The sequence below is a fragment of the Lentzea sp. NPDC055074 genome (assembly GCF_053608005.1).
The window spans coordinates 66,305-80,804 of the sequence record NZ_JBSGUQ010000024.1 but is presented as its reverse complement, the minus strand read 5'-3'; the positions used below and the strand labels follow the sequence as shown (position 1 = coordinate 80,804).

13 protein-coding genes are annotated in these 14,500 nt (G+C 69.1%); 9 read left to right on the top strand and 4 right to left on the bottom strand.

The window, feature by feature from the left end:
• Positions 1 to 390 precede the first annotated feature (390 nt).
• Genes ACWF7A_RS38325 through ACWF7A_RS38315 form a run of 3 tightly spaced genes read left to right on the top strand, consistent with a single transcriptional unit; the run spans position 391 to position 4,785 of the window.
• Entirely contained in the window at positions 391 to 2,046 is a 1,656-nt protein-coding gene (locus tag ACWF7A_RS38325; RefSeq protein ID WP_452255456.1) for a glycoside hydrolase family 3 protein, read from the top strand.
• On the top strand, positions 2,043 to 3,254 hold the full coding sequence (locus ACWF7A_RS38320) for an exo-beta-N-acetylmuramidase NamZ family protein (RefSeq protein ID WP_452255391.1): 1,212 nt from the start codon (positions 2,043 to 2,045) through the stop codon (positions 3,252 to 3,254). Before ACWF7A_RS38325 ends, ACWF7A_RS38320 begins: the two co-directional genes overlap by 4 nt.
• Before the next feature lie 7 nt (positions 3,255 to 3,261).
• Complete coding sequence (locus ACWF7A_RS38315) at positions 3,262 to 4,785, top strand: serine hydrolase domain-containing protein (RefSeq protein ID WP_452255390.1); 1,524 nt, start codon at positions 3,262 to 3,264, stop codon at positions 4,783 to 4,785.
• Here the strand turns inward: ACWF7A_RS38315 and pdxR are convergent.
• On the bottom strand, positions 4,768 to 6,105 hold the full coding sequence (gene pdxR, locus ACWF7A_RS38310) for a MocR-like pyridoxine biosynthesis transcription factor PdxR (protein WP_452255389.1): 1,338 nt from the start codon (positions 6,103 to 6,105) through the stop codon (positions 4,768 to 4,770). The two genes, ACWF7A_RS38315 and pdxR, sit on opposite strands and share 18 nt — an antisense overlap.
• Before the next feature lie 50 nt (positions 6,106 to 6,155).
• Between pdxR and ACWF7A_RS38305 the strand changes: the two genes are divergently transcribed.
• From ACWF7A_RS38305 to ACWF7A_RS38295, 3 genes are all read left to right on the top strand, one after another.
• Positions 6,156 to 6,602 carry a carboxymuconolactone decarboxylase family protein gene (locus tag ACWF7A_RS38305; protein ID WP_452255388.1) on the top strand — a complete coding sequence of 149 codons (447 nt, stop codon included), beginning with the start codon at positions 6,156 to 6,158 and terminating at the stop codon, positions 6,600 to 6,602.
• A 70-nt stretch (positions 6,603 to 6,672) separates the two neighbouring features.
• A complete protein-coding gene (locus ACWF7A_RS38300) occupies positions 6,673 to 7,593 on the top strand; it encodes a MurR/RpiR family transcriptional regulator (RefSeq protein ID WP_452255387.1) in 921 nt (306 codons plus the stop codon).
• Positions 7,590 to 8,501, top strand: coding sequence for an N-acetylmuramic acid 6-phosphate etherase (locus ACWF7A_RS38295; RefSeq protein WP_452255386.1), 912 nt, complete (start codon positions 7,590 to 7,592; stop codon positions 8,499 to 8,501). The genes ACWF7A_RS38300 and ACWF7A_RS38295 overlap by 4 nt, the downstream gene beginning before the upstream one ends.
• Here the strand turns inward: ACWF7A_RS38295 and ACWF7A_RS38290 are convergent.
• Both ACWF7A_RS38290 and ACWF7A_RS38285 read right to left on the bottom strand, forming a co-directional pair.
• Positions 8,498 to 8,950 carry an RrF2 family transcriptional regulator gene (locus ACWF7A_RS38290; protein ID WP_452255385.1) on the bottom strand — a complete coding sequence of 151 codons (453 nt, stop codon included), beginning with the start codon at positions 8,948 to 8,950 and terminating at the stop codon, positions 8,498 to 8,500. The two genes, ACWF7A_RS38295 and ACWF7A_RS38290, sit on opposite strands and share 4 nt — an antisense overlap.
• Positions 8,951 to 8,987: 37 nt before the next feature.
• A complete protein-coding gene (locus ACWF7A_RS38285) occupies positions 8,988 to 9,428 on the bottom strand; it encodes an Lrp/AsnC family transcriptional regulator (RefSeq protein WP_211257779.1) in 441 nt (146 codons plus the stop codon).
• Positions 9,429 to 9,534: 106 nt separating this feature from the next.
• Between ACWF7A_RS38285 and ACWF7A_RS38280 the strand changes: the two genes are divergently transcribed.
• Both ACWF7A_RS38280 and kynU read left to right on the top strand, forming a co-directional pair.
• A complete protein-coding gene (locus tag ACWF7A_RS38280) occupies positions 9,535 to 10,350 on the top strand; it encodes a tryptophan 2,3-dioxygenase (RefSeq protein WP_452255384.1) in 816 nt (271 codons plus the stop codon).
• Positions 10,347 to 11,447, top strand: coding sequence for a kynureninase (kynU, locus tag ACWF7A_RS38275; RefSeq protein WP_452255383.1), 1,101 nt, complete (start codon positions 10,347 to 10,349; stop codon positions 11,445 to 11,447). The genes ACWF7A_RS38280 and kynU overlap by 4 nt, the downstream gene beginning before the upstream one ends.
• Here the strand turns inward: kynU and ACWF7A_RS38270 are convergent.
• Positions 11,437 to 12,165, bottom strand: coding sequence for an oxidoreductase (locus ACWF7A_RS38270; RefSeq protein WP_452255382.1), 729 nt, complete (start codon positions 12,163 to 12,165; stop codon positions 11,437 to 11,439). The two genes, kynU and ACWF7A_RS38270, sit on opposite strands and share 11 nt — an antisense overlap.
• Positions 12,166 to 12,424: 259 nt before the next feature.
• Between ACWF7A_RS38270 and acs the strand changes: the two genes are divergently transcribed.
• On the top strand, positions 12,425 to 14,407 hold the full coding sequence (acs, locus tag ACWF7A_RS38265; RefSeq protein WP_452255381.1) for an acetate--CoA ligase: 1,983 nt from the start codon (positions 12,425 to 12,427) through the stop codon (positions 14,405 to 14,407).
• The last annotated feature ends 93 nt before the right edge of the window (positions 14,408 to 14,500 follow it).

The window sequence follows — 14,500 nt, the reverse complement described above, 5'->3', positions numbered from 1 at the left end:
GGACCTCGGGTCGGCCAGGGACCAGACGAAGAGAAGTCAGGATCCACCCCGGCCAAGCTCCGTGCGCGGACTTCGAGTACCCACGCGCAGCACGCCGCGGGAGGCTTGTCGTCTAGGGCCTGCGTACCGGGACGCCGGACGCCGAGGCCAGGGTTGTACGACTGGAGTTGCACGCTTGGTAACTCGCAAGCCCGCGCTGAAGACGGGGCACCCTCTCGAGGGTGCCCCGTCTGCTTGTTTCGAGGAAAACCCTCCGAACGGCACAATGGCCACCCGTTGACCCACCTCGCAGCCGTGAGTAACTTGCGAAATACGCCAGTTATCTGTGGGAACATCACCGGGAGGCACTTCCAAGTGCGGAAAATCGCCGCGTTGACGCTGGTCACAGCCATGGTCGCCCTCACGCCGGTGGCGAGAGCGGACGCCTCGGTGACCACGCTCCGCGGGATGTCGCTGGAACAGAAGGTCGGCCAGCTCTTCGTCACGTACGTCAACGGCCAGGCCGCCGACGTCCCGCACCCCAAGAACCAGCCCGACTTCGGAGTGGCGACGGCCGCGGACATGGTGCGCAAGTACCAGCCCGGCGGCGTCATCTACTTCAACAACTCGAGCCGCGACAACATCGACACCCCCAGGCAGATCGCGGAGCTCTCCAACGGCCTGCAGAAGGCCAGCAAGATCCCGCTGCTCATCTCGATCGACCAGGAGATGGGCGTCGTCACGCGGATCGGCCCGCCGGCCACCCAGCTGCCGGGCAACATGGCCCTCGGCGCGGGCCGGAGCACGAAGGACGCCGAGGAGGCCGCCCGCATCACGGGCTCGGAGCTCCGAGCGATGGGCATCAACCAGAACTTCGCGCCGGACGCGGACGTCAACTCCAACCCGGCCAACCCGATCATCGGCGTGCGCAGCTTCTCGAGCGACCCGAAGCTCGCCGCCGACATGGTCGCCGCCCAGGTCAAGGGCTACGAGGGCCGCCGCTGGTTCGACATGACCTCGGTGACCTCGACGGCCAAGCACTTCCCCGGCCACGGCGACACGTCCGAGGACAGCCATACCGCCCTGCCGGTCTCGAACCGCAGCCTCGACCAGTGGCGCCAGATCGACGCGCCGCCGTTCAAGGCCGCCATCGCCGCCAAGATCGACTCGATCATGACCGCGCACATCCAGGTGCCGCAGATCGACCCGTCGGGCAACCCGGCCACACTCAGCCCGAAGATCATCACCGGCCTGTTGCGCGACGAGCTGAAGTACGACGGCGTGGTCGTCACCGACTCGCTGGAGATGGCGGGCGTCCGCAAGCTGCACTCCGACGCGGAGATCCCGGTGCTGGCCATCAAGGCGGGCGTCGACCAGCTGCTGATGCCGCCGAACCTCGGCGTCGCGATCGACAGCGTCGTCAAGGCCGTCCGCAGCGGTGAGATCACCGAGCAGCGCATCGACCAGAGCGTCCTGCGCATCCTCAAGATGAAGCTCCTGCGCGGCGTCATGCTCACCGCCGAGGTCGACGTGAACAAGGTCGACCAGGTCGTCGGCTCCAACACGCAGGCGGCGCAGCAGATCGCCGACCGCACCATCACGGTCGTCCGCAACGACGGCCAGGCGCTCCCGCTCAACGCCACCGCTCCCCTGGTCGTCGGCACCAGCGAAGCGACCACGAGCGCTCTCGCCACCAGGCTCAAGGGCACCAAGGTCGTCACCTCGACCAGCCCCACGGCCGCCCAGGTCCAGCAGGCGGTGGCCGCCGCGGCGAACGCGGACAAGATCGTCGTGCTGACGAACAACGCGAGCACCAGGCCCGCCCAGGTCGACCTGATCAACAAGCTGGTCGCCACCGGCAAGCCCGTCGTCGCGGCCGCCACCGCCAACCCGTACGACGTCGCCCACAGCAACGCCACGACGTGGCTCGCCACCTACTCGACGACCACGGTCTCGATGGAGGCGCTGGCCAGGGTCCTGCTCGGCGAGGTCAAGCCGGTCGGCAAGCTCCCGGTCGACGTGCCGGGCCCGACCCCCTACCCGTTCGGACACGGGGTGACCTGGTGAGAAGGCGGAGCTTTCTCGCGGCAGGCGCCCTGTCCGTTCCCCTCGCCGCGACAAGCGCCGGCACGGCCGACGCGGCCCCGCAGCTCGCCACCGCCTCCGAGCAGCTCGCGAAGGACGGCTGGCGCAAGCTCAAGGGCCGCAAGGTCGGCGTGCTCACGAACCCGACGGGCATCCTCAAGGACCAGACGCACGTCGTCGACTCGATGGTCGCGCACGGCGCCAAGCCCACCGCCGTCTTCGGACCGGAACACGGCTTCCGCGGCACAGCACAGGCCGGCGGCTCCGAGGGCGACTACGCGGACCCGCGCACCGGCATCCCGGTCTACGACACGTACCAGGCCAGTCCCGCGAAGATCAGGCAGATGTTCGTGAAGGCGGGCATCGACACGGTCGTGTTCGACATCGCGGACGTGGGCGCGCGCTTCTACACCTACATCTGGTCGCTGTACCAGGCGATGGAGGCGGCCGAGGGCCTGGACTTCATCGTCCTCGACCGCCCGAACCCCATCGGTGGCTCCGCGAACGGCCCGCAGCTCGACCCGGCCTACGCGACGTTCGTGGGCCTGAAACCGATCGTGCAGCAGCACGGCATGACGGTCGGCGAACTGGCCCGCTACTTCCAGGGCGAGTTCGAGCTCAAGACCGAGCTCGAAGTGGTCAACATCCGGAACTGGCGCCGAAACCAGCTCGACACCGGTCTGCCGTGGGTCCCGCCGAGCCCGAACATGCCCACGCAGGACACCGCGCTGGTCTACCCCGGCACGTGCCTGTTCGAGGGCACGGTCCTGTCCGAGGGCCGCGGCACGACCCGCCCGTTCGAGACCGTGGGCGCGCCGGGCATCGACTGGCGCTGGGCCGAGGCGCTGAACGCCCTGCGCCTGCAGGGCGTTCAGTTCCGCGAGACCTACTTCTCGCCCACGTTCAACAAGTTCCAGGGCAAGGCCTGCGGCGGCGTCACCCTGCACGTCACCGACCCGCGCAGGTTCGACGCCATCCAGGCCGCCGTCGCAATGCTGATCACCGCGAAGTCGTTGTACCCCGGCGTGTTCGCGTGGCGCCCCGACAACTGGATCGACAAGCTCAGCGGCTCCGACCGGCTGCGGACGATGATCGACGCCCAGGCTCCCCTGGCCGAGATCACCGGCGCGTGGCACCACGAGCTCCAGCAGTTCCGCCGCACCCGCCTGCCCTACCTGCGCTACCGGTGAGGACGCCATGCTCATCCCTGCCCTGGCCGTCGCACTCGTGACGACGGCGGTACCCGGCCACTTCGACCAGCCCCAGGACGGCTTCGCGCACCAGTGGACGACGCTGCGCCAGTCGAACCCGTTCTGGGCCGGTCTCGATCCGGAGCCGGTCAGCGCGGCCCTGCGCCAGCTCCGCGACTTCACGAAACCCCAGGCCAACGGCAAACCGCTCTACGCCGGCGCCGTCACCATGTACGTGCACGACGGCAAGATCGTCACGCACGACCGCACGGGCTACGCGGTGCTCTACGAGGACCAGCAAACCCAGCTGCCAGAAGAAGAACGCGTCCCGATGCAGAAGGACACGATCTTCGACTTCGCGTCCATCTCCAAGCTCTTCACGTCGATCGCGGTGATCCAGCAGGTCGAGCAGGGCCGGGTGAGCATCGACGAACACGTCGCCACCTACCTGCCCGAGTTCGGCGTGAACGGCAAAGAGAACATCACCGTCAAGCAGCTGCTCACACACACGAGCGGCCTCGAACCGTTCATCCCGTTGTGGCAGAAGTACCCGGACGCCCCGTCGCGCATCAAGGCCGTCATGGACGTGAAGCCGAAGTCCACGCCCGGCACCACGTACCTCTACTCCGACCTGAACCTGATCACGCTGGGAGAGCTGGTCTTCAAGGTCAGCGGCAAGAAGCTCGACCAGGCGGTCAGGGAAGGCATCACCAGGCCGCTCAACATGAAGGACACCGGCTACAACCCGACGGCGAAGGACCGCACGGCCGCCACGGAGTTCCAAACGGCACCACCGCGCGGCATCGTCCGTGGCGAGGTGCACGACGAGAACGCGTGGTCCCTCGGAGGAGTAGCAGGCCACGCCGGTGTGTTCGGCACGGCCAAAGACCTCGCCGTCCTAGGCCAGACGATCCTCAACGGCGGCACGTACGCAGGCCGCCGGATCCTCACCGAGCACTCCGTCGAGCTGATGCTCACGAACTTCAACCAGCAGTTCCCGGACAACGCCCACGGCCTCGGCTTCGAGCTCGACCAGCGCTGGTACATGGGTGCGCTGAGCGGACCGGGAACCGCGGGTCACACCGGGTACACGGGCACGTCGTTCGTGATCGACAAGGCCTCGCGCTCGATCGCGATCCTGCTGACCAACCGGGTGCACCCGAGCCGTGACTGGGGCAGCGTCAACCCGGCCCGTCGCGCGGCGGCGGACGGCCTGGCCAACGCACTCGCCGTGAAGGCAGGCGGAAAGCAGTGGCGGGCAACGACTTCCGGCGGAACGCTCACCGCGGAACGCCCCGTCGAGGTCTTCGTCGACGTCGACAAGGGCGACAAGCTCACGATCCAGCACTGGAACGGCACGGACTGGCAGGACGCCCGCACCATCACGACGACCGGACGTCGTTGGGTGGCAACGGAACCCGTGAAGAGCAGGTTCGTCTACACCAAGGCCGGCCAGTACAACGGCCGCGGCGTCTACGTGCACGCACGGGGCGACGTCACGGCCGAGGGCTGGTCAGTGGCACGCCGCTAGCACCTCGGTGAACAGCGGGAGCGCCCGTGGGAACGCGGGCGCTCCGAAGCTCACCACGATCCCCGTGCGGTCGTCGTCGCTCAGCTCGTGCCGGAACCACGAGAGAGCGCTGACCTCGATCCCCCGTTCGCGCGCGGTCTCGACGATCGCGTTCTCATGCGGTGTGTCGAGCACAGCGTGCATCCCGGCGGCGATGCCGGACACGGACGCGTAGGGCGAAACAGCCTCCACGAGCCGGTCACGCCGCCGTTGGTACTTGAGCCGCATCCGCCGCACATGGCTGTCGTAGGACCCGGCTTCCAGGAAGTCCGCCAACGTCAACTGGTCGAGCATGCTGACGTGCTGTTCGCGATCGGTCTTCAGCTCCAGGATCGGGTCCACGAACCGGTCCGGCAGCACCATCCACGCGATCCGCAACGCCGGCGACAACGCCTTGCTGGACGTGCCCAGGTAGACGACGTGCTCCGGGTCCAGCCCCTGCACCGCACCGACGGGCTGCCGGTCGTAGCGGAACTCACCGTCGTAGTCGTCCTCCAGCACAAGACCGCCCACGCGCCGTGCCCACTCCACGGCCGATGCACGCCGTCGAGGGTGCAAGGGACCGCCCAACGGGAACTGGTGCGCGGGAGTCAGCACGCAGGCACGCAGGTCGTCGGGCAGCTGTTCGGTGTTCGCACCGTGGTCGTCCACCGCCAACGGCACCGTCGACGTCCACAGCGACCGGTGGAAGTCGAGCCCGTACTCCTCGACGACCACGGGCGGCTTCAGCAGCCGGTTGAACATCTGGACGGCACCGCCGTACCCCGAGGACACGACGATCCGTCCGGGATCGGCCCGCACGCCTCGTGCCCGCGCCAGGTACTCGGCCAGCGCCGTCCGCAACTCGATCCGTCCCTGCGGATCGCCCGGCCCGAACGCCTCCGAGGGCGCCGCCATCACCGCGCGCCGCGTCGACCGGATCCACTCGGCGCGCGGGAACTCGCTGACGTCCGGTGTGCTCACCCGCAGGTCGAACCGCACGTCCGCGCCGGGAGGCGAGCGCTTCACCGGCTGCGGCGGCGCGACCCGTTGGGCCACCACGGTTCCGGACCCCTGGCGCGCGGTCAGCCACCCCTCCGCCACCAGCTCCGCGTACGCCTCGGCGACGGTGTTCCGCGCGATCCCCAGGTCGAGGGCGAGCGACCGCGAGGCGGGCAGCCTGGTCCCGGGCGGAAGCCGGGCCGACCGGACCGCCTCCCGCAGCGACGCCGTCAACCGGTGCCGGAGGCCGCCCGGACCGGACAGATCCAGGTGGAAGTCGAGATTGGCCCAGGTTTCCACGTGAGGATTGCACCATGCCCAGGGCCAATCCGGGTCATAGATTTCTCCTCATGACGAACCGCATCACCTTCCCGAAGAAGGCCCCGAAGGTCTACCGCGCCATGATCGCGCTGGACGCCGCGGCACGGGAGGGCCTCGACGAGCAGCTCGCCGAGCTGGTCCGCATCCGCGCGTCGCAGCTCAACCACTGCGCCCACTGCATCGCCATGCACACCGCCGACGCCCGCAAGCTCGGCGAGTCCGAAGCCCGCATCTACCTCCTCAACGCGTGGGAGGAGGCCGGCGACATCTACACCGAGAAGGAGCAGGCCGCGCTGCGCCTCACCGAAGCCATCACGGTCCTGAGCAGCCACGAGTACGTCAGCGACGACGTCTACGCCCACGCCGCGAAGCACTTCGAGGAAGAGGAGCTCGCGCAGCTCATCGCCCTGATCTTCACCATCAACGCGTGGAACCGGATCGCCGTGTCCACCCGGATGAAGCCGGACGTCCACTGAGCCGAGCCGAGAGAGTGACTTTCGGACACACTCCGTTGACCGTCGGTGTGGCGGTTAGTAAGTTTCCCACGTGTCCACTGAAAGCAGTGCCGAGTCCAGTCCGCTGGTGAAGATCCGGTCGTTGCTGCCGGGTCTCGCGCGCGCCGAGCAGCGCGTCGCGAAGGTGGTCCTGGAGAACCCGGCGACGGTCGCGCACCGCAGCATCACCGAGGTCGCCGAGCAGGCGGGCACCAGCGAGACCACGGTGACGCGGTTCTGCAAGGCGATCGGCGTCGGCGGGTACCCGGAGCTGCGCATCGCGCTCGCCGCCGACACGGCCCGCAGCCAGGCCAGGGCGAACCACGACATGGGCGGGGACATCGGACCGGGCGACGACCTCAAGCAGGTCGTCGGCAAGGTCGCCTTCGCCGACGCCCGCGCCGTCGAGGAGACCGCCGAGCAGCTCGACGTCGAGTCGCTCGACAAGGTCGTCCAAGCGGTCGCGGGCGCCCGCCGGGTGGACGTCTACGGCTTCGGCGCTTCGGCGTTCGTGGCGTTCGACCTGCAGCAGAAGCTGCACCGCATAGGGCTCACCTGCTTCGCGTGGAACGACACGCACATCGCGCTCACGTCGGCCGCCGTGCTGACCGAGGCGGACGTCGCCGTGGGCATCTCGCACACCGGCTCGACCGCGGAGACCGTCGAGGCCCTCCGCGTCGCCCGCGAGACCGGCGCCACCACCGTCGCGCTGACGAACTTCCCGCGCTCGCCCATCACCGAGATCGCCGACCACGTGCTGACCACGGCCGCGCGCGAGACCACGTTCCGCTCCGGCGCGATGGCGAGCCGCATCGCCCAGCTCACCGTCATCGACTGTCTGTTCATCGGGGTCGCCCAGCACCACGTCGACACGGCGAAGACGGCGCTGGAGGCGACCTACGAAGCGGTGTCCGGACACCGGCTCGGTGCCAGACCAGACGGCCGGAGGCGGCCGCGGGAGACGACTAAATGATCTCCCCCCGGAACGGTGTGGTGGTGCGCGTGGAATCTCCGACCGAGCAACGGAACCCGCGCACCACGGACATCGACCGGGTTCCCACGATCGACGTGCTGCGCATGATCAACGAAGAGGACCGCACGGTCCCGGCGGCGGTCGCGGAGGCACTGCCCGAGCTGGCCCGCGCCGTCGACCTCGGCGTCGCGGCGATCATGTCCGGCGGCCGAGTGCACTACGTCGGCGCCGGCACGTCGGGGCGCCTCGCGACGCTGGACGCCGCCGAGCTCGTGCCCACGTTCAACGCGCCGTCCGACTGGTTCGTCGCCCACCACGCGGGCGGTCCGGAAGCCCTCGTCCGTGCCGTCGAAGAGGTGGAGGACCACTCCGGCGCCGCCCAGATCCGCCGTCACGCCACGTCGAAGGACCTGGTGGTGGGCATCGCGGCGTCCGGGCGCACGCCGTTCGTGATCGGCGCACTGGAAGAGGCGCAAGCGCTTGGCGCCCACACCGTGCTGGTCTCGAACAACGCGTCGGTGCCGTTCACGCCCGACGTCCTCGTCGCGCTGAACACCGGCCCCGAGGCGATCGCCGGCTCCACGCGGATGAAGGCGGGATCAGCCCAGAAGCTGGTCCTGACCTCGTTCTCCACGGCCGTGATGGTCAAGCTCGGCCGCACCTACTCGAACCTGATGGTCAGCATGCGCGCGACGAACGCGAAGCTGCGCGGCCGGACGATCCGGATCCTGCACGAGGCCACCGGCCAGCCCGAGAACGCCTGCGAGCAGGCGCTGGTGGACGCGTCCGGCGACCTCAAGGTGGCGCTCGTGCACCTGCTGTCGGGCGAACCGACCGAACGTGCGGCCGCCGCCCTGGAGGACACCAAGGGCCACGTCCGCAACGCCCTGGACCGGCTGGCCGGCTAGGTCCGGCCCAGCTCCAGGGTCAGCAGCAAGGGACCGGTGGGAGCGGCGACGAGGTCCTCGACGCTGATCGGGTCGAGTGAGGCGTAGAAGGCCTCCTGGGCCTGGCGCAGCGCCCGTCGCAACCGGCAGGCCGCGGCCAGCGGGCACGGCACGTCGCCCTCGCAGTCGACGACGTCGCCGGCGCCCTCCAGTTCGCGGACGAGCCACCCCACCGAGACGAGACGTCCCTTCTCGGCGAGCGCCAGACCGCCACCCCGGCCGCGGCGCGCCACCACGACGCCGAGGTGCTGCAGCTGGGCGACGACCTTCGCGGCGTGGGTGTACTGCACGCCCATGACCTCGGCGACCTCCCGGGTGGTCGGGCTCGACGAGACGAGACTGTTCGTCTCCGCAACGGCCAGCCGCATCACGATCCGCAGCGCGATGTCGGTGCTCTTGGTCAGCCTCACCAGGCAGAGGCTAGCTAATTGGAGTCTCAGATGCGTTTTAGCCGGGCAGCACCGGGCGCCACGGGATCGGCGTCGACAGCACCATCGCGCTGGACGTCTCCCCGTGCGCGGCCAGCCGGACCAGCAGCCGCTCCAGCTCCACGATGCTCGTGGTGACGACCTTCACGACCGAGCAGATGTCGCCGGTGAGCCGAACGACCTCGACCACCTCGGGGAGGTCGTCGAGCAGTTCGGGGTGCACGGTGATGCAACGGGGGCCGTAGCACTTCATGCGCACCAACGCGACGACCGGACGTCCGACGACGGTGGGGTCGACCACGGCCCGATAGCCGGTGATCGCGCCCATGTTCTCGAGCCGCCGGACCCGTTGGGCGACCGTCGGCGGGGAGACGTGGACCCGGCGCGCCAGCTCGTTGTACGACAGGCGCGCATCCTCTTGGAGCGCCTCCAACAGGGCCTTGTCCACCTCGTCCAACATGAACGCAAAGCTACTCGGCGATCTGTTTTGCGTTCGGAAGAAGTTCGGCGCGAACGCCTTTCGTCGCCCATTCAGGTGACGGGCCGCACGAGCGACGATTTACGGCATGAGCTGCCCCGTGTCCCCCAAGCTGGATTTCGGCGGCACCACGCCGTACGAGGACTACGTGCACGCGTCGGTGTTGCACACCCTTCAACAGCAGTGGTCCAAAGATCCCCGCGAGATGTCGTTCCTGGTCATCACGCAGGTGATGGAGCTGTACTTCGGCCTGCTCTGCTTCGAGTGGCGGCAGGCCCAGACCGAGCTGCGCGCGGACGACCTCAGGGCCGCGGTGCGCACGCTGCGGCGCTCCGACCTGCACCTCCAGGCGCTGTCCGCGGCGTGGCGGCCGATCGCGCGGATGACGCCGACCGAGTTCAACTCGTTCCGCGACGCGCTCGGCGAGGGCTCGGGCTTCCAGTCGGGCATGTACCGCGAGATGGAGTTCCTGCTCGGCGAGAAGTCCGCGTCGATGCTCGTGCCGCACCGGGCCGTGCCCGCGATGCACGACCAGCTGGAGCGGTCGCTGGGCCTGCCCTCGCTCTACGACGACGTGCTGGCGGCGTTGCAGCGCAAGGGTTTCGACATCCCCCAGGCCGTGCTGGACCGCGACCTGACCAAGGCCTACGAGCCGTCGGCCGAGATCGAGCAGGTGTGGGCGGCGATCTACCGCGGCACCGACCGCGACCTGCTGGAGCTGGGCGAGGCGCTGACCGACATCGCCGAGGAGTTCGCGCGCTGGCGCTACGACCACCTGCTGGCGACCCGCCGTTCGATGGGCTCCAAGGTCGGCACCGGTGGCTCCGCTGGTGTTGCATGGCTGGAGAAGCGCACCCAACGAGCGGTGTTCCCCGAGCTGTGGACCGCGAGGAGTTACGTGTGAGGCGTGAGCTGTTCGACCTCCCCGAAGGGGTCATCTACCTCGACGGCAACTCCCTCGGCGCGGCACCGAAGCACGTCGCCGACCGCATGCGGGAGGTCGTGAAGCACCAGTGGGGCACGCGGCTGATCCGGTCGTGGAGCGAGGGCTGGTGGGAGGCGCCGCAACGGGTCGGCGACCGCGTCGGCCGGCTCGTCGGGGCCGCTCCCGGACAGGTCGTCGTCGGCGACTCGACGTCGGTCAACGTCTTCAAGGCGCTGATGGGCGCGGTGAAGGGCACCAGCCGCCGCGAGATCGTGTGCGACGAGTCGACGTTCCCGACCGACGGCTACATCGCGCAGTCGGTGGCCTCGCTGACCGGGCTGGAGATCCGCGCCGCGCATCCGTCCTCTTTGGACCTGACCGAGGACACCGCCGTGGTGCTGCTCAACCAGGTCGACTACCGGACCGGCCGGCTGCACGACATGAAGGCGCTCACCGAGCAGGCCCATGCCGTTGGCGCGCAGGTGGTCTGGGACCTCTGCCACAGCGCGGGTGTACTGCCCATCGAACTGGACGCCCTGCAGGTCGACTACGCGATCGGCTGCACCTACAAGTTCCTCAACGGTGGACCGGGCTCGCCGGCGTACATCTACGTGCCGAAGCACAAGCAGTCGACGTTCGAGAACCCGTTGTCGGGCTGGAACGGCCACCGCGAACCGTTCGGCATGAAGCCCTCGTACGAACCGGATCCCGGCATCGTGCGGGCCCGCGTCGGCACGCCGGACATCCTGTCGATGCTGGCGCTCGACGCCGCTCTGGACGTCTGGGACGACGTCGACCTGGCCGAACTGCGCGAGCGCGGGCTCCAGCTGACCGCGTTGTTCCGCGATCACGTCGAGAAGCTCACGAACCTCGAGGTGATCACGCCGGAGCAGCGCGGCAACCAGATCTCCGTGCGCTGTCAGGACGCCAAGGCCGTCATGGACGAACTGATCGCCCGCGGCGTCATCGGCGACCACCGGCCGCCGGACATCCTGCGGTTCGGCTTCGCCCCGCTCTACGTGACGGACGAGGACGCGGTCAAGGCCGCCGAGGTCCTGGCCGACGTCACCCGGTGAGTGCGGCGTCCGCGATGCTCTTGGCCTCGCGGGCGCCCGCCTCCAGCGACGAGCACACGAACAGGATCCACTGAGCGAGGCCTTCGAGCGTCCCCGACGCGAACGCCACAGACGCGGCCTCGTACTCGGCCGAACGCCGCAGGCACGCCACCTCGGGCACGCCGAGGCCCTTGGGGTCGAGGCCCGTGGAGATCGACGTCATCCGCGCGGCGGCCCGCGCGACCACCCCGTTCGCGACGCCGAACGGCGCCAGCCCGAGCAGTTCGCCGTGCACCACCGCGACGACGACGGGCGCCGGCACGGACGTTCCTCCGGTGACCAACGAGCCGAGCATGTCGAGCCGCTGCGACACGTCCTCGGAGACGCGCGGCCGTCCGACGTCGGTCGTGAGGTCCGCGGCGGCGAGGACGTGCAGCCGCGCGAGAGCCTGCAACGGCGCGCGCTGCCACGTGGCGACGAGCCCGCCCAGCGCCTCCGCGACCCGCAACGACCCGGCCAGCACCGGATCGGAGACCTCGCCGGACTCGGGGATCTCGGTCGGACCGCCCTCCAGCGCCGCCGACGCGCGGGCCGCGCGGACGGACGCCTCCGCCGCCGTCGTGGCCCAGCCACGCAGGTTCACCCGATGGCGGTGCACCTGGAAGACGGCGTCCTTGGCGGCGTTCGCGGCGTCGGCCACACCAGGCAAGGAAAGCAGCGGAGCGAGAGGATCGGTCACGGTCGCGCAGAGTACCTGACCAGGTGAAACCCGTGACCCAGCTCACTGGACGGACCGTTGAGCGCGCAACTGCGCCCGTTCAACGCGCCACACGTGCCCGGACCAGACAAAACGGGTTACACAATGACAGCCGTGTAACCGACCTCCCCAGATTGGTCTGAACCTTTTTGGGGAGGAACCTGTCGGAAGTGAACTGGCTCGCACTACGGTCAGTACCCGCATCCCCGACAGGTCTGGACTTTCCAGGAGGTCTCGCACCATGACGCAGTCGCCAGGCCAGGGCAACGCTCTGGACAACCTGCTCACGGAGAGCAGGACGTTCCCGCCTTCCGACGAGTTCGCGGCACAGGCGAACGCACAGCCCGCGCTGTACGAGGAGGCGAAGGCCGACCGCGAGGCGTTCTGGGCGAAGCAGGCGGAGAGGCTGCACTGGGAAACCAAGTGGGACCAGGTCCTCGACTGGTCGAACGCGCCCTTCGCCAAGTGGTTCGTCGGCGGCAAGCTCAACGTGGCCTACAACTGCGTGGACCGCCACGTCGAGTCCGGCCACGGCGACCAGGTCGCCATCCACTGGGAGGGCGAGCCCGGCGACAGCCGCGCCATCACCTACGCCGAGCTGCAGCGCGAGGTCTCCAAGGCCGCGAACGCGTTGACCTCGCTGGGAATCGGCGCCGAGGACCGCGTCGCGATCTACATGCCGATGGTCCCCGAGGCGATCTTCTCGATGTTGGCCTGCGCCCGCGTCGGCGCGTTGCACAACGTCGTGTTCGGCGGCTTCTCCGCCGAGGCGCTGCGCACCCGCATCCAGGACTCCGAGGCCCGCCTCGTGATCACGACCGACGGCCAGTACCGCCGCGGCAACCCGGCTCCGCTGAAGCCCGCCGTGGACGAGGCCGTCGCCGGCGCGCCGTCCGTCGAGAAGGTCATCGTCGTCAAGCGCACCGACACCGAGGTCGCGTGGACGGACAAGGACGTGTGGTGGCACGAGCTGGTGGACTCGCAGTCCGACCAGCACACCCCCGAGGCGTTCGACGCGGAGCACCCGCTCTTCATCCTCTACACCTCGGGCACCACGGGGAAGCCGAAGGGCATCCTGCACACGTCCGGTGGCTACCTCACGCAGGCGTCGTACACGCACAACTACGTGTTCGACCTCAAGCCGGACACCGACGTGTACTGGTGCACCGCGGACATCGGCTGGGTCACCGGCCACAGCTACATCGTCTACGGCCCGCTGTCGAACCGCGTGACGCAGGTCGTCTACGAAGGCACGCCGAACACCCCGAACGAGGGCCGGCACTGGGACATCGTGCAGAAGTACGGCGTCTCGATCTACTACACGGCGCCGACGCTGATCCGCACCTTCATGAAGTGGGGCGCGGACATCCCGGCCAAGTACGACCTGTCGTCGCTGCGCGTGCTGGGGTCGGTCGGCGAGCCGATCAACCCCGAGGCGTGGATCTGGTACCGCGAGAACGTCGGTGGCGGCAAGGCCCCGATCGTCGACACGTGGTGGCAGACCGAGACCGGCGCGATCATGATCTCGCCGCTGCCCGGCGTGATCTCGACCAAGCCCGGTTCGGCGCAGCGCCCGCTGCCCGGCATCGGCGCGAAGGTCGTGAACGACGAGGGCGTCGAGGTCCCGGCCGGTGGCGGTGGCTACCTGGTGCTGGACGAGCCGTGGCCGTCGATGCTGCGCGGCATCTGGGGCGACGAGGAGCGCTACCGCGACACGTACTGGTCGCGTTTCGGCGAGCAGGGCTTCTACTTCGCCGGTGACGGCGCGAAGTACGACGCGGACGGCGACATCTGGCTGCTCGGCCGCGTCGACGACGTGATGAACGTGTCCGGTCACCGCATCTCGACCACCGAGGTCGAGTCGGCGCTCGTCTCGCACCCGACCGTCGCCGAGGCCGCCGTCGTCGGCGCGTCCGACGAGACGACCGGCCAGGGCATCGTGGCGTTCGTGATCCTGCGCGGTGGCGCGGGTGCGGACGCCGGTGGCGCGGAGGCGATCAAGGCGCTGCGCGACCACGTGGCCAAGGAGATCGGCCCGATCGCGAAGCCGCGGCAGATCATGGTCGTGCCGGAGCTGCCGAAGACGCGCTCGGGCAAGATCATGCGCCGCCTGCTGCGCGACGTCGCGGAGAACCGCACGGTCGGCGACGTGACGACGCTGGCCGACTCGTCGGTCATGGACCTGATCTCCGCGGGTCTGCAGTCGGGCAAGGCAGAAGACTGATCCTGCTTCAAACGTGACGGGCGTCCTCACTCGAGGGCGCCCGTTCGCGTTAAGATCGCATCTAGGTGAGCCGGGAAGTCTGGTCGGCACGAG

Bases quoted from the DNA above. Each gene is read 5' to 3' on its own strand.
- ACWF7A_RS38315 (WP_452255390.1), top strand. From the start codon at position 3,262: ATGCTCATCCCTGCCCTGGCCGTCGCACTCGTGACGACGGCGGTACCC.
- ACWF7A_RS38325 (WP_452255456.1), top strand. From the start codon at position 391: ATGGTCGCCCTCACGCCGGTGGCGAGAGCGGACGCCTCGGTGACCACG.
- ACWF7A_RS38295 (WP_452255386.1), top strand. From the start codon at position 7,590: ATGATCTCCCCCCGGAACGGTGTGGTGGTGCGCGTGGAATCTCCGACC.
- ACWF7A_RS38285 (WP_211257779.1), bottom strand. From the start codon at position 9,428: ATGTTGGACGAGGTGGACAAGGCCCTGTTGGAGGCGCTCCAAGAGGAT.
- acs (WP_452255381.1), top strand. From the start codon at position 12,425: ATGACGCAGTCGCCAGGCCAGGGCAACGCTCTGGACAACCTGCTCACG.
- ACWF7A_RS38305 (WP_452255388.1), top strand. From the start codon at position 6,156: ATGACGAACCGCATCACCTTCCCGAAGAAGGCCCCGAAGGTCTACCGC.
- ACWF7A_RS38280 (WP_452255384.1), top strand. From the start codon at position 9,535: ATGAGCTGCCCCGTGTCCCCCAAGCTGGATTTCGGCGGCACCACGCCG.